Raw genomic sequence first — 16944 nt, forward strand, 5'->3', positions numbered from 1 at the left:
TTAGACCAGACAGCCGTTAAAAATATCGGTCAGTCCGGCGCTGGCAATACGCTCGGAAATTTCCGCCCGGTTAATCGAGTACAATTCCAGTTCCTGCATCCTGGCAAAATATACCCCGCCAGAAAAGGTATACCGGACCTTTTTACCCTCTTCCGACAACATCTGTTCATGACTAAAAGCAATAAAATCACCGGCTGCCAAGCTGCGCGGATAAGTAAGATACCTCATATCCAGACAATACCTCACGGCATTGTGGCCGGCTAAAAGACCGGTAAGTACAGCTTCCGTATGACCTACCAGAATGGTGGATTTTTCTCCGGCACAAAATAAATTATCGACACCCTCCACTTTTAACGAATCATCGCAGGGAGCAATGCCTAAATAACGCATTGAGTTTCCCATGCCGCCGGCATAAGGGTCTTCAAAACGGACACTTTCAAAGCCGGGTATGGCCCTTAAATCTTCTAACGGAAAATAGGATGTCATCAGCTTGGCATGGCCCGTATCCAGGAGAACCAGGTTTTCGGCAAACGCCGGTAACGCATACTGGGAACAGGCTTTCTTCGTCAGAGAATTCTTTTTGCGCAGTTTTTCCGGGATCGGGACAATCGCTACACCGTCCGTATCCAGTTTGCCCCGGATTTCTTCACTCAGGGAATCCTTATTCAATTTACAGGAGCCGCTCATCGCGCCATAGGAACCATCCGCTCTTTGTCCCATTATCTCTTTTACATCAGCTTTGGCCGCCAGACTAACCCGGGGCCCGAACGAGGGACACCTGAGTACACACATGGCACAGCCGTTGCCGTATTTCAGACAATTGCCCATCGAACCTGCCGTTCCGGTCGTATCGACAAAGGCATCGCCTTTGGTCACTTCACCGCTATGCAGCATTACTGCCTGTATCTTCTTGCCGTATTTCTGAACGTCCACCACCCGGTTCATCATCCGAAGTTCCACGCCATAGTTTTGCAGTATCTTTTTCACCAGTGGTTCCATTGTGGTTACATCGTACAGCGAAGCATGGCTATGACCGGGAAAACTGATGCCCCGGTGACGGCTGTTGGCATCCATGGCCACAAAAAAATCGCCGCCGCCCATGGCAATGGCTTCTTCCGCTGCCGTATACCGCCCGTTATTGCGGCATATTCCACCAACCAGGCCGGTCCCGAGCAATAGGTCGGTACGTTCAATCAGCAGCACCTGAGCACCGGCTTTCGCTGCTGATAATGCGGCGGCACAGCCTGCCCATCCACCTCCGGCAACTATCACTTTTATCACAGGCACCCCTCCATTTCTCATTGCACAATATAGTCTATTCCTACCGGAAGTAAATGCCACTGTAAAGCAAAAAACGCCCCTGGCAGAGTTTGCCACAAGCGTTCGAAACAGAATATATGAGATTCGGCAATCAAATCTTATGAAAACAATTGACGGCAAAGATACACTGCTCCAAAAAAACCGGCTATATCGCCCAGTAGTCCGACAAATACTGCATAACGGGGATTCTGGATACCCACTGCCCCAAAGTAAACAGTCAAAATGTAAAAGGTCGTATCGGTACTGCCCATAACCGTTGAAGCCATGCGGCCCAGCAACGAGTCCGGTCCAAAGTTGTTGATCAGCTCCGCAGTCAAGCCTAACGAACCTGTGCCGGATAAAGGGCGCATGATTGCCAGTGGCACCAAATCGGCCGGGATGCCGATGATTTCCAATAGAGGTTGCAGCAGGGATGTCAAAAAGGCCAGAGCGCCGGAGGCCCGGAAAATATAAATGGCTACCAGCATCGCCACAAGGAAAGGCATAATTCTGACCGAGGTGGCAAAGCCTTCCGCGGCCCCCTCGACAAAAGCTTCATATACCTTGACACCACGCAGCAATCCCGCCAGGGGAATCAGCAGCAAAAGCAACGGAATAGCCCAAAGGGAAAGTTGTGCACAAGCCGCAAGAAACATCCCGGTTACCTCCGTACCCGCAAAGTGAAGCAGGTCCGGCAAATCCGATCAGCAAAAATAACGGCAACCGTCGCAAAAAGACTTGCCAGGAGCGTCGGGCCAATGATCTCCGTGGGGTTGGCTGAACCGGCCGCAGTCCGCAGCGCGATCATCGTGGCCGGAATTAACGTAAAGCCGGCTGTACAAAGAGCTAGTAAAGTACACATGCTGGCTGAAGCCGTCCTCTTATCATGATTCAGGGTTTGCAGCTCCTGCATCGCTTTAATCCCCAGCGGCGTGACGGCATTCCCCAGCCCCAGCAGATTGGCACTTAAAGTCATAACAATAGCCCCCATAGCCGGATGCCGGCGGGGGACTTCGGGAAACAACCAGCGGATCAGCGGCCCTAGCAGCAGCGCCAAGAGTGTAACAAGCCCGGCCCGTTCGGCAATTTTCATCATTCCCAGCCACAGACACATAACTCCGGTCAGTTTAAGCGCCAGCTCAACAGCGGTTTCTGCCCCGATCATCGCACTTTGCACCACAAGCTGTATATTGCCCTGCAGCCCGGCGTAAATAATGCCAATGGCTATAAGAGACATCCAGATAAAATTAATCACCGCCATCACCTCTTAAGAACGTATGAGGCAATAGCGGCGAATAGAACTCTCATTATCCCGTACAGGATATGACTACCCTGAAAGATAAGCGTCTTGCTAACCGGAGCTGAAACGCGGGGTGTGTCTGTGTCTTCAAATTAACGGAATGCTCCATGACGAGCGATTTTTGCGCCAGACGAGTTATACCCTAAAGGGCACGCGAATTTTGGCGGGAATAGCGGTGGTCCCCTATTTCAAAAAAGTTTAATGAAGTATGGCACAAAAATCGCCGTCAGGAAACGTTTTAGATAGTTCGAAGACATGACCTAAGCAAGGTTATGGAAAATCAAAGAAAACACCTGCAACAGAGAGCTCCAGATTTGCGTAAAAAAGGATTTACGTTCGATCGTATCGGTGGCAAGCAGGTCTACCGTGGCAATCGGCGTATTTTTATAAAATACCCGTACCACGCCCAGCTTTTGCCCGGCAGCGACAGGCGCCTCCACCGTGGGATCAGCCTCAACCACGGTGTGTATTTCCTGCCGGTCTTCTTCGGTTACAGGCACCGTCAGCGCCGCAGCGGTAATCGCCTGCACGGTCTGCGCCTTGCCGTGACGGACCTGCAGCGTTTTTAGTATATCTCCCTTTTCCAGCACATTCACAGTATGCATCTGGGAAAACCCATAATTCAGCAGGGCAATCGAATCGTCCCACATGTGTTCGCTGTCCAGCACAACGGCAATCAACTGAACACCATCACGGTTGGCCCCGGATACCAGGCAGCGTCCCGCCGCATCGGTATAACCTGTTTTCACGCCATTGGCGCCCTCATACAGCCACAACATCCGGTTTTCATTATATAGGTCCCGGTCATGCTCCTTGCCCTGCCAAGGAATCACTTTATTCTTCGTACTGACAATTTCGCGAAATTCTTTGTTTTGGTAACCGTATGCCGTAATCCGCGCCAAATCGTGTGCCGTAGTATAGTGATTCTCATCGGGCAACCCGCTTGAATTGACAAAATTGCTATGAATGGCCCCTATAGCATGGGCTTTTTCCGTCATAAGCGCGGCAAACTTCGGAACAGATCCGGCGATATGTTCCGCCACCGATACGGTAGCGTCATTGCCCGATACCAGCATCATGCCGTACAGCATATTGCGCATGCTCAGTTGTTCACCCTGCGTCAGCCACAGGGAGGATCCTTCCGTATTAGCGGCATTCTCGCTGGCGGTTACCATATCATCAAGATTACCATACTCCAATGCCGTGATCAGGGTCATGATTTTAGTCGTACTGGCCGGATAACGCCGTTCTTCCGCGGCCTTAGCATACAGAACCTTACCGGTTAAGGCTTCCATGACGATGGCCGACTTCGCTGTTATGTCCGGGGCATTTTCTGCCGCCTGACAAGACGGAACAGCATATAACGCTATCAATAATGTTAAGATACAAAGTACAGTTGTTTTGATTTTCATTACTAAAAAAACCCTCTCAGCATAGTAAGTAGTCGGCGAGTACCTTGCGTCACTTAAGCCTGAGGATAAGCTTGCAAGGATTTTTTCGTCCCACAAGACGGAGGAGCCGCGCATATCGCACATATGTAAGGCGACGACAACGAGGCAGGACAGAAAAAGACGGCAAGATGATCCATGTATTTAGGAGACACAAGATATATTACAAAACAGTCACCAAGATATTATATATATGTTTTTCCCGATCGTCAAAGCCACCATACATGATTGTAAGACCTCCAGGCAATAATAGAAGCAGATAAGAGGGTTAAAGAGCCTATTCTGCCAAATTTCTTATTCGTTAAAAACTCTTTAATCCCAACAACTTTTATCCTATAGAGGAGGTGAGCATCCCTGGAAACATTAAACATAAAGACGGCTTTGCGCTCTACCCTGACTCAGAAGCAGGAGTTAGTCCGCGACTATCAGTCGTTTGCCGGTCAAATCAATGATCCCGACATCGCCAAAATGTTTAAGCATTTTGCCGAAGCCGAAGCCTTACACGCCACCCAAATTAAGGACAAGCTGGAACAGCTTTCCTAAGGAACGGCTGCTTTACTCGTACTGAGCCGCCTGACGGATCTTTTTCCGCCTGGCTTAGCCAGCAAAATTTTGAAATGGCCCAATTATTTCTGCACGTTTGCTTCCTTGGCAGGTGAGAAGTCTCTCACCAGGCCGGCAGACTCATTATATCAGTGATTCTCTAATGATTCCTGCAGAAAAATATACAGGGATATTGTAATCAACAATATCCCTGTATATTTTATATGCTTGTGTCCCTGCAGTTATGCCGTACCGGCATTCTTAAAGCAGTATATTGACAATAAAAAACCATGCAGACTGCTGCATGGCCTGTTATCGTTGGTTATACTCGCTGCTCCTGGTGCTTATATTGAGTCTCGGCCGTTTCGGCCAAGGCATCCAATTGCTTATCCTCCTCTTTATCCTGGATCATTTCCTGCAGCTTGTTAAGTACCTTAGGCACCATATCAATGACCCGATCCAACAGTAAATCACCGTCAACCGGCATAAACCGGACACCGTTTACGGGCGAACACACCAAAAAACCCACCGGTTTCACACTGACTCCTGCCCCACTGCCGCCGCCAAACGATTGAACAACTTCATTGCTCTCGACTTCTTCCGGTTCATAGTCTCCACCGCCGGCAGCAAAGCCAAACGTTACGCGTGAAATCGGTATGATAACAGTCCCGTCCGGGGTTTCCACCGGATCGCCAACAATGGTGTTAACATCAACCATTTCCTTGATACTTGCCATAGCCGTCTTCATTAAGCCTTGTATCGGATGCTCTGCCACTATCTCTCGCCTCCTTGGCCATAATATAAACCATCATTCCAATTGCAGTTATAAGATTGCCAAGTTTCAAGCTGAATATACAGTCAAATTCAATTTCCCACAGGCTTCTCCCCTGGACAGGGATCAAAGCTACAATAGGTCTGGCGGAAAAAGTCACCCTTTGTCCAAGCCGCTTTAGCAGCAAACTCTTGCCACTCCAGATTACGCCATACAAAATTCCGACAAGCGCCGCGTCCTCCATTCCGTAACGGGTTCGCCAAGCTAAGTGTACACAGGTCAGCTTGCCGATCAAGGCATTCATGAACCGGCGGTAAACAATAAAGTGTTCCTTGATCTCCGCCAGAACATGCCGCAACCGCCCTGGATGCAACACATATCTTTCGATAAATCGCTTTACAAATACCTGCTCCCTCCCCGGATCACTGTCGACAGACTCCTGCCCTTTGGCCACTTCTGCCGTCGGCCATACCTTTCCTTCCTTCTCTAATTGCAAAGCAGGAATTTTCATGGAATAATGCAGCAGGCGGTATACTGCATATACGGTCACCACAATATAGTCATCCGACGCATTGCGCCGGTAGCAAAGCTGGAGATATAGAGGAATATTAGCCAGTATTAACAGCAAAATAAAAAAATCCACGGCAAGGATTATCCCGATTTCCATATAAGACAATGCCCTTTCTCGTTGCCGGTCACCGGTACCGCGATCACCTTAAAACCGTCAGCCCAATTTAAGGAACCGCTGATGTAATGAGCCTGTGGGCCTGGCGAGAGATTTTTTCGCCTGACAAAAAAGTAAAACCTGGAGGATAGTTAGGCTATTTCAAGGTTTTGCTCATACAGCCAGACGGAAAAAGATCGGTCAGAACGCGCAATGCGGATAAATCAGTGGTTCCTTACTATAGCTTGGGCAGAAAACGCCATGATTATGTAACGGAAGATATAAATAAACAGAACAGCCTTAGTGCCCCACCAACGCTGAAAGTACACTTTCAAAGTCGGCGGAGCACTAATGCTATTCTGTCGGTATGAATTGCGCCAGATCCGGTAGTTCCTCTAAACTGCCCAGACCAAAGCAACTCAAAAACTCTTCGGTTGTTCCATACAGGATAGGACGGCCAATGGCTTCCTTCCGTCCCATCTCCTTGATAAGTTGACGCTCTACCAGCAGATTGACAACACTATCCACCTTGACGCCGCGAATGCTTTCAATCTCCTGCTTGGTAATGGGCTGCTTAAAGGCAATGATCGCCAGCGTTTCCATGGCGGCCATGGACAGCCTGGTTTCCTGCACCTGCCCCAGACGTTCAATCACTGTAGCCAATTCCGGTCTGGTGCACAGTTGATAGCCGCCAGCCACCTGACTGATCACCAATCCGCGGGAGTTATCCGCCATTTCCTCATTCATCTGGGCAATTAAAAGCTCAATATGTTGCTCCGTCACCTCAAGTATTTCTGCCAAACGACCGGCCGGCATAGGTTTGCCGCAGGCAAACAGCAGTGCCTCAATATGCCCCTTTAGGTGATTATAAAACATCAGGGCAGATCACCCTCCTGTGCTTGAACTTGTCCGTCATAATTAAGAAAAATATATATGGCCGCAAAGCTTTTTTCCTGGCGAACGGTCACCCGCTTGAGCCTAATCAGCTCCAGCAAAGCCAAGAAAGCGGCAATAAGCTCTGCTCGCGATCCCTGCCGAATCAGAGTTTCCTTAAAGTCCAGCCTGCCCCGGTTTTTATGCAGCAAATTGACAATATCCTGCATCTTATCCTGGACGCTGATTTCCTCCCGCGCGACAACGGCAAAATCCTCTGCCGTCCCTTCCCAGACAGCCGCGAAGGCGGTGATCAAAACATCCAGATCAAGCCCCTGCGGTAAGGTGTAGCGCACCGAAAATTCCTGAGGCAAACGAAAAAAATACTGGTCCCGCTCCTGCTTTTTCTGTTCCAGTTCCAAGGCAGCCTGCTTAAACTTACGGTATTCCAGCAGGCGGTCTACCAACGCCTTGCGCGGATCTTCCTCTTCCTCCTCAAGCTGGGCGGCATGCGGCTGACGTGGCAGCAGCATGCGGGATTTGATCTGCAGCAAATTGGCCGCCATAACCAGAAATTCACTGGCAATATCAATATTAAACTCCTGCCAGTCACGGAGATAATTTATATATTGCTCGGTAATCACGGCAATTGGTATATCATAGATATCGATCTTATTTTTTTCAATCAAGTGCATCAAGAGCGCCAACGGCCCTTCAAACACTTCCAGCTTTATTTTATACTCTGACATGGTCAGCTCAGATTCATCACTTGACGGACCTCGGCCATGGTGGCCGCAGCCACCGCCCTGGCCCGTTCAGCGCCATATTCCAAAATTTCTTTTACCCTGCCAGGGTTCGCCTCCAGAGCAATGCGTCGCGTATGAATATCGGCCAGGGCGGTAACCATCCGTTCCGCCAGGCGCTTCTTACATTCAACACAGCCGATAGTAGCCTGCCGGCAGGCGGTTCCAATAGATTCCAGCTCATCAGGGCTATAGATTTTATGGAAGGTATACACGGTACAGACATCGGGATTGCCCGGATCGCTTTTCTTCACCCGCTGCGGATCGGTAATCATTTGGCGCACTCTGGCCCGCAGCTCGTCCGGACTAGCCGCAAAGGGAATCTCGTTGCCATAGGATTTACTCATCTTCCGGCCGTCAATGCCGGGCAGCAGCGAAGCTTTGCTTAAGAAAGGATTGGGCTCGGGGAATATTGGCTTGTACATATGGTTAAACCGGCGTGCAATCTCGCGGGACAACTCCAAATGCGGCAATTGGTCCTCCCCTACCGGTACCGTGTCTGCTTTGTATAGCAGAATATCGGCCGTCATCAGCTCGGGATACCCCATGAAACCATAGGTATTGATATCCTTTCCCTGGTTGCCCAGTTGCTGTATTTTATCTTTATAGGTAGGCACCCGTTCCAGCCAGGAAAGCGGCGTCATCATCGACAAAAGTAAATGCAGCTCGGCATGCTCTTTGACATGGGATTGAACAAAAATCACATTATGCTCCGGATCCAGACCGGCGCTCAGCCAGTCCAGAGCCATGTCAAAAATATTTTGCTGCAGCTTGCTGGTGTCTTCATAGGAAGAAGTTAGCGCATGCCAGTCAACAATGCTGAAAAAGCATTCGTAGTCCTTCTGTAATTTAACCCAGTTTTCCAATGCTCCCAAATAGTTTCCCAAATGAAACTTACCTGACGGCTGCATACCACTAAAGATACGGCCCTTTACCATGATAGATTCCCCCTAGCTCAAAAATAAATAAAGTATGCTGGTAAATACAGACATGATCGGCCCTAGCACCAGACCTATAATGCCCAGGTACAACAAAGCAACCATAATAATCATACCATACGGCTCCAGCTTGTCGAACTTGTAAGATAACCGGGCCGGCAGCAGGCTGGAAACAATTTTCGATCCATCCAGCGGCGGTATAGGCAATAAATTGAAAAAAGCAAAACCCAGATTTAAATAATACATATTGACTAGCAATTTACCGGTCATTACACTCTGCAACGAAGTCCTTTCCAGCAGAAAAAGCAACAACAGCGAGGTGACTGCAATCAATAAATTAGCCGCCGGGCCGGCAAAGGACACAAGGATAGTCCCTTTCCGGTAATTATCAAAATTACTCGGATTGATCGGCACCGGTTTGGCCCAGCCAAATTTAAACAGCCACAACATAATGAGGCCCCATGGGTCAAGATGTGCTACTGGATTCAACGTTAATCGCCCATGGTAGCGCGGCGTATTGTCACCCAGCCAGACCGCGGCCCGGGCATGGGCATATTCGTGAAGCGTCAATGCGACAAGTAATGCAGGAATACGAAAAATCATATCAGGATCAAAACCGAACACGCTGTTTCCCCCTTGTAACCATTCACTATAACCAGTCATCTATTTATTGTGTCATATTACCAATATATTAGCAAGCTTTGGCATACAAAAAACATAAAAAATTCAGTAAACCGTGCGCTTCGGCTTGCTTTGCATATTTTTTTGCACTTTGCAGAACCTATAACCGACAAATGGCCCGGCACACCGGTAAGAAAAATCTAGCAGGAGGTATCCAGGCAAGAATGACTAAAAATACTATACTTATGACGGTGATAACCGTTTTTCTATTGTGCGCGCTAAGCGGCTGCAGTATGCTCCAGCCGGCGCCAAAGCCGGAAATCGGCCCGGCGGGAAAGCCGCTTGATTCCCTGCCAAATCCGCCGTTTAACCAGCGCTTTGTCTCTCCTCCGGCCGAACTTTATGATCTGGCGGCCACTGCCGGCGTAATTTTCGAAGGCGTCAACAAAAAAAACTGGCAGCAGGCAAAAGAGGGACTTAACAATCTGTCCACCGTTTGGGAGAAAGTACAACCGGCGATTGGCGCCAAAAAAGGCGTCAAAGAAGCCAACGCCGCCCTCGGTCAACTGACAACGGCCATTGACGAAGAAACGCAGGAACAAGCCTATGAAACACTGAACAAGTTCATGGGCAGCATCAGCGACATCGGGAAATCCTACAAACTCTCGCCCCTGGCGGACATCATAGCCGTTGATAATGCTATCCGCAGCGTTTGTTTTTACGTCGAAGACCAGGATTGGAGCAAAGCCGCTTCCAAAGTCAAGGCCCTGGAAGGTACCTGGGGCCAGGTTAAAACCAGTATGGAAAGCGTCGGTATCCTGGATGAAATCGTAAAGGGTCACTCGGCGGTCACCCAAATGAAAGATGCCGTCAACGGTGAAAACAAAGGAGCCTTTGATGAGCAGGTTGCCAATATTAATTATAGCATGGGCCGTATCCGCGATTTTTACCGCGGTAAATAAAAAAATCATCCCTGGCATTCACTGAGCCGGGGATGATTTTTATTATTTGTCCTTATCTTCATCTTTGTCTTCATCTTTATCTTTATTGTTTTCTTCACGGTAACGCACCCGAGTCTGCGGTTTTAACGCGGCCGGACGCAGCAGCTTGCTGGGGATAGGCAATCGCAGGATCACGCCTTTCATGGCACTGAAATTAAACGGAATCGCCGGCCAAAGATAGGGTACATCAAAGGATTTCGTAGTAACCAGTAATACAAACAGAGCCACCAGTCCAAATAGCAGCCCGGGTAATTTAAAGAACAGAACCAGGAGCAGCAAAATGACCCGGAACAGGCGTACGGCCAGGGCAAACTCGACACTGGGCGTGGCAAAGGCGCCTACGGCGGCAATGGCCGTATATAAAATGGTTTCATTGCCAAACAGCCCTACCTTGGTTGCGTATTCACCCAGCATAAAAGCCCCAATGAAGCCCAGAGCCGTCGATTGTGCCGCCGGCACATGCACCGTTGCCATCCGCACCAATTCTACCCCCAGCTCGGCCACAATAAATTGAATACCAAGTGGTACAATACCGGGATCGCGGGGTCCTAAAAATGCTAACGAAGCAGGCAGCAGATGACGCTGCAATACCAAGGACAGCCATAGCGGCGGTAGAATCAGAGATAAACCCACTCCCCCCAAGCGCACCAGCCGCAGGTACGAACCCACCAGCACATGCTGGTGATATTCTTCCACATGCTGCACATGGTGCCAAAGGGTTGTCGGTAAAATCATGATGTTAGGCGATGTATCCACCACCAGGCACACATGCCCTTCCAGCATATGTACGGCAACCACGTCAGGCCGCTCGGTATAGCGGACTAACGGCAGCGGATTCCAGCGCCGGCCGCCGACTATAAACTCTTCAATCGCCTTTTCCGCCATCGGAATACCATCCACATTGATCTTATTGAGCCGTTCCTTGATTTTATCCACCAGTTCCGGATTGGTAATATCTTTTATATAACAGACGGCCACATCGGTTTGTGACCGACTGCCGATTTTTACTATCTCAAAACGCAAATTGGGATCACGCAGCCGCCGGCGGATTAAGGCTGTGTTAAAGGGAATGGTTTCCACAAAAGAGTCCCGGGAACCCCGGGTCACCTTTTCAATATTAGATTCTGCCGGTGCCCGGACGGGATAGGCTCTGGCATCGAATACAATAGCCTGCGTTTCGCCGTCAATAAAAAATACCAGCTCTCCCGACAGCAGACTAGTCAATGCCGGATCCATCGCATCCACCAGCTTAACCTGGGAATGGGTGGCCCGTGAATAAAATATCTTCTGCAGCGTGTTGACCGTCAAATCTTCCTGATTAAACAGCATCATGTCCTGGAATATATTGGTTAAAAGTACATCGTTGGTCATGCCGTTAATCGAAAAGGATGCCGCCCGTCTCCGGCCTACCTTATATTCCCGGAAAACAATATCAAAGCTCTCACCGACCCCCAGCAGTTCCTTTAAATAGTTAATATTGTCATCAAGCTCTTTGTGAATCTTCTGTTCTTCATTGTTGTCCGTCATAGGGAATGCCACTCCGTTTCAAAATCTCTTCAATAGCCCGGCGGGTAATCGGCGCTCCCCGGGAAATATCATCGGCCTTATCCATTTTGCCGATATCGCCGACACCGACAATGACAGGCACCTCTACCTCATTTAGCACATCTACCGTATCTCCCTTGATTACCATATGATTGCTCCTGTTTCTTACATCACCGTTTTTATCAACCGGGTGATCCACCATCTTGCCCGTTCCCGTTACACAGACGTCTGCCTCGATGCCGCCGCTGCCACCGGTATTGGAGGCTACCGCGACCGCCCCCAGCACTTCGATGTCCGGATGATCGGCTACATACTGCATAGCCCGCTCGCCTTGCCCCCTATCGCGCCTGCCCCGGTCATCAAACATAACCAGAACGGGGTCAGATTTTACTGTTTTCAGCAAATTGACAATTTCTTTGCCGCTAATCGGTGTCGGATTTCCGCCGGATGCCGATATACAACGCAGTCCCAACGAAGCTGCCAAATCCTCCACAACGTTCTGTGCTACTTTATCTCCGTCAGTAACCAAAATAACTCTCACTTTCTCCGGCATATAGTCACCTCAACATCAATTTTTTTTGCCATCCAGCATATGACTGATCCTTGCTGCAACCTTCTCACTTTCCTGGATCACCTGCTTTAATTTTTTCAGACTGTCCTCCAGCTCGTTGGCCAATTCATACTGTGTCCTGGCCAGCAGTTCCTGTGCCGTCTGCGCGCCGCCCGCTGTCTTCGTGCCGGCATTCTGTCCCTGACCGCCCAGTAGTTCACTGTTCATGGCGCTTTCTTTTTCCTGTCCGTTACTTTGCAAATATTGACTGAACAGCTTGCACAGTTCCTCGGAATTTTGCGGCGCTGTTTTCTCTTGTCCCTGTTCATCGGTGCGGTCCTTGGTTTTAGCGTTCTGCTGCAGGTTCTCCAATTGCCTGTTAAGCTTTTCCAGCAAACCGATTACTTCCTGGTTCGTGTTGTCCGCAGCCGTCTGGCCGGCGTTAGCCTGCAGCCGCATGAAACTCTTGGCAAGATCGGCTATCGCAGCGTCCGAGGACGGTAAAGATTGGTCCGGTGCTGACGGCTCGGCTTTTTTTTCCTCAAAAACGTCCCGTTGTTGTTCCTCTCTGGGTTCCTCTTTGCTGCGCCTGAGCATACGGCGCGAAAACCTGGTCTGCATATGTAAACCACCTTTCTCATAGGAGCTGTATCATACTTAACACAAAAGAAACTACAGCCAGCCGTAAATTGACTACCCCGAAAGGATGTTTCAACCGGGCCAGAGGATTTAGCAGAGTACCGCCCCGTTCATACTCGATACCGCCAACAACCGCACTCACGATATAATTGGCCAAAGGACCACTGACTGCAATACAGGCGGCCGCCAGCATCGTTTCCTGATTATTGATGGTAGTCTTGCCAAAGGCACCGGCGGCTACCAGCAATTCTATATGTTGATGTAAAAATACCGTCATCGCAATTCTTCCCACTTCATGGATCATCGCCGCGGCAAGAACATAGTGAGGGTAGCGTACGCCAACCAGCACTACGGTAAACAAAAGGCCAACAATATCGACAACAACCATGGTTTACCCCTTGGGATTGCATAGCAACGCGGCCAGAAAACTAAACAAAACGGCTGCCGTAATGCCTGCGGCGCTTGCTTTCAATGCACCGGTGAATATTCCTAAAAAGCCTAACTTATCTACCTCTTCCAACGTACCTGCCACCAGAGAGTGGCCAAAACCGGTCAACGGAATGCTGGCCCCGGCTCCAGCCATATCCACCAGCGGCTGATATAGGCCAAGACCGCTTAAAATCCCGCCTACTACCACAAACAAAACCAGCACATGGGCCGGCGTCAGCGGCGTCAAATCCATTAGCAACTGACCGATCACGCAAATAAGTCCGCCAACAACAAAAACCATAAGATAATCCTGCATCAGCTCACCTCTCCTCTACATTTCCAGTGCAACGGCATGGGCTATACAAGGTATGGACTCCTTTTGCTGATAAGAAGTCGTACTATGCAGGCTGCCTGTTCCGATCAACAGCACCCGCCGCCATTTCCGCTCCAGTAATTGCCGGTAAATATATCCCGAGAAAACGACCGCCGAACTGGCACAGCCGCTTGCTCCGGCATGAGCATCCTGCTCATCGCGGTAAATCATGCAGCCACAGTCTTCATAATTACTTTTTATATCCAGTCCCTTTTCCTTAAATAGCTCCAATACCAGGGTTTTTCCGATACTGCCCAAATCGCCGGTAAAAATCATGTCATAATAGGCCGGCTGCCGTTTGGTATCCTGAATATGCTGCCACAGAGTATCCACGGCCGCCGGCGCCATTGCCGCCCCCATAGCGTTGGGGTCTTTAATCCCCAGATCATTAATCTTCCCAACCGTAGCCGCCGTGATGCGCGGCCCATTACCGGCCGCTGCGATCACGGCCGCTCCCGCACCGGTTACTGTCCACTGGGCAATCGGCGGTCTTTGCACACCAAGTTCCGTAGGAAAACGATATTGCCGTTCCGATGCATCATGGTGGCTGGAAGCAGCCACCGCCACCGTGTCACCAAATTCCCCGTCAATCAGGACAGCTCCCAGCAGCAGGCTTTCCACCAGAGTGGAGCAGGCGCCGTAAAGTCCCAGGAACGGACGTTCCAGCCCGCGCAGCGCAAAGTGGGTGCTCATCAATTGATTCAACAGGTCACCGGCTAGAACATAATCAATGTCGGCCATCTGTCTATTGTCTTTTTTGACGGCCTGGCTAATGGCCCATTCCATCATAGACGATTCACATTGCTCCCAGGATTGGTTACCATCCAAATTATCCTTCATAATTCGGTCAAAATGCTCGGCAAGATAGCCTTCCCCCTCCATAGGTCCTACAATATTGGCCGTACTGGTAACAACCGGCTGCTTGAGGAAGGCTATACTCTGTTTGCCTATTTTCTTTTTCACCGCTACATAACCCCCTGATGTCTAACCCAATAGATCATTCCCATGATAAATGCCGTTACCAGCCCGTACACAATTACCGGACCGGCGATGACAAACATTTTCGCCCCAACTCCAAAGACAAAGCCCTCCCGTTTAAACTCCATTGCCGGTGCGGCCACTGAATTGGCAAAACCGGTAATGGGAACGACCGAGCCGGCGCCGGCATGCTTGCCAAGTTCGTCATATACGCCGAGAGCTGTAAAAAAGACACCTAAAAAGACCATGACCACGGAAGTAGCGGCAGCAGTTTCCTTCTTATCCAGTCCGCTGCTCATAAAGTAATTGGCAATCCATTGCCCCAGCAGACAAATCAGCCCGCCGATACAAAAGGCCCAGATAATATTTTTAATGATCGGCGGTTTAGGTTTAACTTGATTAAATTTATCCTGATACCGCTGCTGCATTTTCTCCTTCTCCGTCTTTCCTACCATAACATCACCCCTGACTATTTTGTCCGAAAACCTCAAAATCATGCGTAAGATAAAAGGAGCGCCCTAAGCGCTCCCAGGAAACTCTTGGGAATCACTGATCTATTCACATTGCGCATCCTGGCGGATCTTTTTCCGTCTGGCTGCGTCAGCTAAACCTTGAAATAGGGACCGCTATTCCTGCAGTTTTACTTCCTTGCCAGCCGGAAAAATCTCTCACCAGCCTGGCAAGCTCATTAAATCAACGCTTCCCTTGCTGCAATGAACATGTCGGCCCGATAAGCTTGTCTACTGTTTAATGTACTTGAAAAGCAATTTTCACGTCCGCTCTATATTCTTCAATATGTCCGTTATCAATGTTGGCCGTAAAATTAGTTACTTCCACGCCAAGAATATCCTCAAGTGTTTTCGAGGCTTCCATAACCGCATTATCTACCGCATCCGTCCAGTTGTGCCGCGAAGTCCCGACAAGCTCAATGACTTTTACCACCATAACAAATACCTCCTGTTTTTCTTTTTTTTATTGCGAATATGCAAGTATAGTGTGCGCGCCTGAGACGATGTTATACGTACCAAAAGGCGCCACAGAAAAGGCCTGCTCGGCAACGGCATCATGCCACTGGACCTGTCGTGAACGAACAGGAACCTTTTTGGGAAGATCGTCAAAAAAATAGAACCAGGCAGTCACACTGCCGACCAGCAAAATAGCCGTAATAAATAATAAGATGTACGCTTTTTTTCCCGACATATTCTCACCTCGATGACCCCAGTGTAGTGGCACATTCACATTTCGCTAAATTACTTGTCTACATTTCCATCTGCGTCGTTGTCGTCAATCGGCGTAGGAACCACTATGCCTCACTCCTCCGCCTTGCAGATGAAAATGTATCCTGCGTCCTTTAGTTGAAATGTGAACATGTCACTACACTAGTATGTCCTAATATAATCGGTTATAAATAAAAAAACAGACCTCTGCGTTAAGAAGTCTGTAAAAAATTTCTAATCAGCCGGAGCGCCTGCTTTTCAATTCGTGATACCTGCACCTGGGACAAACCAATTAATGAAGCGATTTCTGCCTGGGTTCGGTCCTCAAAAAACCGCATTTCGATAACTCGCCGTTCTTTGACAGGCAGCCGGGACAGGACTTCTTTCAGCACAAGGTTATCGAAGAAAGAATTGTCCTGCTCACAATATTTGATTTGATCCAATAGAAGCACCTTATCGCCATCTTCCCGGAAAGCCGACTCATAAAGCGAAGCCGTCGGTTGAACGGCCTCCAAGGCCGCCACAATCTCCTGAGGCGCAATTTGCAAATCCTCGGCTACTTCGTGGATGGTCGGTTCCCGCCCCATTAATCCTTGCAGCTTCTCCTGGCTTTTATGAACCCGATAAGCCAGTTCCTTCAGCGGGCGACTGACCTTGATCGGATTGTCATCACGCATAAACCGACGTATCTCGCCGATGATCATCGGTACTGCATAGGTGGAAAACTTCACACCAAACTTCGCATCAAATCGCTCGATAGCCTTCATCAAACCAATCGAGCCGATTTGAAATAAGTCATCCCATTCGTATCCCCTGTTTACAAAACGATATACAATGCTTCGTACCAAATTCAAATTGTTTTCCAATATGCGGTCCTTTGCCGCCCGGTCTCCCTGCTGAGCCTGTTCGATTAATCTGAGCACTTCCTCGTCTGCAAGCATAGCCACCCCA

General features: G+C 49.3%; 22 protein-coding genes. 2 read left to right on the forward strand and 20 right to left on the reverse strand.

Annotation, left to right across the window (positions count from 1 at the left end; genetic code table 11):
* The 4 genes from BMW43_RS01470 to BMW43_RS01485 all read right to left on the reverse strand — a co-directional run bounded on the left by BMW43_RS01470 (position 1) and on the right by BMW43_RS01485 (position 4011).
* Complete coding sequence (locus tag BMW43_RS01470) at positions 1 to 1281, reverse strand: FAD-dependent oxidoreductase (protein WP_091743612.1); 1281 nt, start codon at positions 1279 to 1281, stop codon at positions 1 to 3.
* A gap of 137 nt (positions 1282 to 1418) precedes the next feature.
* Positions 1419 to 1955 carry a spore maturation protein gene (locus BMW43_RS01475; RefSeq protein WP_091743613.1) on the reverse strand — a complete coding sequence of 179 codons (537 nt, stop codon included), beginning with the start codon at positions 1953 to 1955 and terminating at the stop codon, positions 1419 to 1421.
* A gap of 5 nt (positions 1956 to 1960) precedes the next feature.
* Complete coding sequence (locus tag BMW43_RS01480; RefSeq protein WP_091743614.1) at positions 1961 to 2554, reverse strand: nucleoside recognition domain-containing protein; 594 nt, start codon at positions 2552 to 2554, stop codon at positions 1961 to 1963.
* Positions 2555 to 2859: 305 nt separating this feature from the next.
* Positions 2860 to 4011: a D-alanyl-D-alanine carboxypeptidase family protein gene (locus BMW43_RS01485; RefSeq protein ID WP_091743615.1), complete on the reverse strand. Its 1152-nt coding sequence runs from the start codon at positions 4009 to 4011 to the stop codon at positions 2860 to 2862.
* 417 nt (positions 4012 to 4428) lie between these two features.
* On the opposite strand from BMW43_RS01485, the gene BMW43_RS01490 reads away from it, so the two are divergent.
* Positions 4429 to 4590, forward strand: coding sequence for a ferritin family protein (locus BMW43_RS01490; protein ID WP_223191542.1), 162 nt, complete (start codon positions 4429 to 4431; stop codon positions 4588 to 4590).
* A 322-nt stretch (positions 4591 to 4912) separates the two neighbouring features.
* On the opposite strand, the gene ytfJ is transcribed toward BMW43_RS01490, so the two are convergent.
* The 6 genes from ytfJ to BMW43_RS01520 form a co-directional block, all read right to left on the reverse strand.
* A complete protein-coding gene (gene ytfJ, locus BMW43_RS01495; protein ID WP_245732175.1) occupies positions 4913 to 5326 on the reverse strand; it encodes a GerW family sporulation protein in 414 nt (137 codons plus the stop codon).
* Positions 5301 to 6029 carry a DUF2953 domain-containing protein gene (locus tag BMW43_RS01500; RefSeq protein WP_143050556.1) on the reverse strand — a complete coding sequence of 243 codons (729 nt, stop codon included), beginning with the start codon at positions 6027 to 6029 and terminating at the stop codon, positions 5301 to 5303. Before BMW43_RS01500 ends, ytfJ begins: the two co-directional genes overlap by 26 nt.
* Before the next feature lie 351 nt (positions 6030 to 6380).
* A complete protein-coding gene (gene scpB, locus BMW43_RS01505; protein WP_091743619.1) occupies positions 6381 to 6902 on the reverse strand; it encodes an SMC-Scp complex subunit ScpB in 522 nt (173 codons plus the stop codon).
* Complete coding sequence (locus BMW43_RS01510; RefSeq protein WP_091743620.1) at positions 6902 to 7648, reverse strand: segregation and condensation protein A; 747 nt, start codon at positions 7646 to 7648, stop codon at positions 6902 to 6904. The genes scpB and BMW43_RS01510 overlap by 1 nt, the downstream gene beginning before the upstream one ends.
* Positions 7649 to 7650: 2 nt before the next feature.
* The gene (trpS, locus tag BMW43_RS01515; protein ID WP_091743621.1) at positions 7651 to 8640 is read right to left on the reverse strand and encodes a tryptophan--tRNA ligase; all 990 of its coding nucleotides are present in this window, start codon (positions 8638 to 8640) and stop codon (positions 7651 to 7653) included.
* 12 nt (positions 8641 to 8652) lie between these two features.
* Positions 8653 to 9264, reverse strand: a complete 612-nt coding sequence (locus tag BMW43_RS01520; protein WP_091743622.1) for a site-2 protease family protein — start codon at positions 9262 to 9264, stop codon at positions 8653 to 8655.
* A 221-nt stretch (positions 9265 to 9485) separates the two neighbouring features.
* Here BMW43_RS01520 and BMW43_RS01525 point away from each other — a divergent pair, with 221 nt between their 5' ends.
* Positions 9486 to 10223: a hypothetical protein gene (locus BMW43_RS01525; protein WP_091743623.1), complete on the forward strand. Its 738-nt coding sequence runs from the start codon at positions 9486 to 9488 to the stop codon at positions 10221 to 10223.
* A gap of 42 nt (positions 10224 to 10265) precedes the next feature.
* Here BMW43_RS01525 and BMW43_RS01530 read toward each other — a convergent pair whose 3' ends face one another.
* The 10 genes from BMW43_RS01530 to BMW43_RS01575 all read right to left on the reverse strand — a co-directional run bounded on the left by BMW43_RS01530 (position 10266) and on the right by BMW43_RS01575 (position 16934).
* On the reverse strand, positions 10266 to 11789 hold the full coding sequence (locus BMW43_RS01530) for a spore germination protein (protein ID WP_091743624.1): 1524 nt from the start codon (positions 11787 to 11789) through the stop codon (positions 10266 to 10268).
* Positions 11773 to 12360, reverse strand: a complete 588-nt coding sequence (gene spoVAEA / locus BMW43_RS01535; RefSeq protein WP_091743625.1) for a stage V sporulation protein SpoVABEA — start codon at positions 12358 to 12360, stop codon at positions 11773 to 11775. Before spoVAEA ends, BMW43_RS01530 begins: the two co-directional genes overlap by 17 nt.
* Before the next feature lie 15 nt (positions 12361 to 12375).
* Positions 12376 to 12978 (reverse strand): hypothetical protein, encoded by a 603-nt coding sequence (locus BMW43_RS01540; RefSeq protein ID WP_091743626.1) that lies wholly within the window; start codon positions 12976 to 12978, stop codon positions 12376 to 12378.
* Between the two features lie 16 nt (positions 12979 to 12994).
* Positions 12995 to 13384 (reverse strand): hypothetical protein, encoded by a 390-nt coding sequence (locus tag BMW43_RS01545; protein WP_091743627.1) that lies wholly within the window; start codon positions 13382 to 13384, stop codon positions 12995 to 12997.
* Positions 13385 to 13387: 3 nt separating this feature from the next.
* A complete protein-coding gene (gene spoVAE / locus BMW43_RS01550) occupies positions 13388 to 13741 on the reverse strand; it encodes a stage V sporulation protein AE (protein WP_177173427.1) in 354 nt (117 codons plus the stop codon).
* A 15-nt stretch (positions 13742 to 13756) separates the two neighbouring features.
* On the reverse strand, positions 13757 to 14761 hold the full coding sequence (spoVAD, locus tag BMW43_RS01555; protein ID WP_091743628.1) for a stage V sporulation protein AD: 1005 nt from the start codon (positions 14759 to 14761) through the stop codon (positions 13757 to 13759).
* Positions 14762 to 14763: 2 nt separating this feature from the next.
* Positions 14764 to 15231, reverse strand: a complete 468-nt coding sequence (spoVAC, locus tag BMW43_RS01560) for a stage V sporulation protein AC (RefSeq protein ID WP_091743629.1) — start codon at positions 15229 to 15231, stop codon at positions 14764 to 14766.
* Positions 15232 to 15523: 292 nt separating this feature from the next.
* The gene (locus BMW43_RS01565; RefSeq protein WP_091743630.1) at positions 15524 to 15721 is read right to left on the reverse strand and encodes a dodecin family protein; all 198 of its coding nucleotides are present in this window, start codon (positions 15719 to 15721) and stop codon (positions 15524 to 15526) included.
* A 27-nt stretch (positions 15722 to 15748) separates the two neighbouring features.
* Positions 15749 to 15976 (reverse strand): hypothetical protein, encoded by a 228-nt coding sequence (locus BMW43_RS01570; RefSeq protein WP_091743631.1) that lies wholly within the window; start codon positions 15974 to 15976, stop codon positions 15749 to 15751.
* Between the two features lie 229 nt (positions 15977 to 16205).
* Positions 16206 to 16934: a SigF/SigG family RNA polymerase sporulation sigma factor gene (locus BMW43_RS01575; RefSeq protein WP_091743632.1), complete on the reverse strand. Its 729-nt coding sequence runs from the start codon at positions 16932 to 16934 to the stop codon at positions 16206 to 16208.
* Positions 16935 to 16944 lie beyond the last annotated feature (10 nt).

Origin of the sequence: Propionispora vibrioides (genome assembly GCF_900110485.1) — a bacterium.
GTDB classification, from domain to species: domain Bacteria; phylum Bacillota; class Negativicutes; order Propionisporales; family Propionisporaceae; genus Propionispora; species Propionispora vibrioides.

Bases quoted from the DNA above. Each gene is read 5' to 3' on its own strand.
- BMW43_RS01500 (WP_143050556.1), bottom strand. From the start codon at position 6,029: ATGGAAATCGGGATAATCCTTGCCGTGGATTTTTTTATTTTGCTGTTA.
- BMW43_RS01570 (WP_091743631.1), bottom strand. From the start codon at position 15,976: ATGTCGGGAAAAAAAGCGTACATCTTATTATTTATTACGGCTATTTTG.
- BMW43_RS01530 (WP_091743624.1), bottom strand. From the start codon at position 11,789: ATGACGGACAACAATGAAGAACAGAAGATTCACAAAGAGCTTGATGAC.
- spoVAC (WP_091743629.1), bottom strand. From the start codon at position 15,231: ATGGTAGGAAAGACGGAGAAGGAGAAAATGCAGCAGCGGTATCAGGAT.
- BMW43_RS01525 (WP_091743623.1), top strand. From the start codon at position 9,486: ATGACTAAAAATACTATACTTATGACGGTGATAACCGTTTTTCTATTG.
- BMW43_RS01485 (WP_091743615.1), bottom strand. From the start codon at position 4,011: ATGAAAATCAAAACAACTGTACTTTGTATCTTAACATTATTGATAGCG.
- BMW43_RS01575 (WP_091743632.1), bottom strand. From the start codon at position 16,934: ATGCTTGCAGACGAGGAAGTGCTCAGATTAATCGAACAGGCTCAGCAG.
- ytfJ (WP_245732175.1), bottom strand. From the start codon at position 5,326: ATGGCAAGTATCAAGGAAATGGTTGATGTTAACACCATTGTTGGCGAT.
- spoVAEA (WP_091743625.1), bottom strand. From the start codon at position 12,360: ATGCCGGAGAAAGTGAGAGTTATTTTGGTTACTGACGGAGATAAAGTA.
- BMW43_RS01540 (WP_091743626.1), bottom strand. From the start codon at position 12,978: ATGCAGACCAGGTTTTCGCGCCGTATGCTCAGGCGCAGCAAAGAGGAA.
- BMW43_RS01510 (WP_091743620.1), bottom strand. From the start codon at position 7,648: ATGTCAGAGTATAAAATAAAGCTGGAAGTGTTTGAAGGGCCGTTGGCG.
- BMW43_RS01565 (WP_091743630.1), bottom strand. From the start codon at position 15,721: ATGGTGGTAAAAGTCATTGAGCTTGTCGGGACTTCGCGGCACAACTGG.
- scpB (WP_091743619.1), bottom strand. From the start codon at position 6,902: ATGTTTTATAATCACCTAAAGGGGCATATTGAGGCACTGCTGTTTGCC.
- BMW43_RS01545 (WP_091743627.1), bottom strand. From the start codon at position 13,384: ATGGTTGTTGTCGATATTGTTGGCCTTTTGTTTACCGTAGTGCTGGTT.
- trpS (WP_091743621.1), bottom strand. From the start codon at position 8,640: ATGGTAAAGGGCCGTATCTTTAGTGGTATGCAGCCGTCAGGTAAGTTT.
- spoVAE (WP_177173427.1), bottom strand. From the start codon at position 13,741: ATGCAGGATTATCTTATGGTTTTTGTTGTTGGCGGACTTATTTGCGTG.
- BMW43_RS01475 (WP_091743613.1), bottom strand. From the start codon at position 1,955: ATGTTTCTTGCGGCTTGTGCACAACTTTCCCTTTGGGCTATTCCGTTG.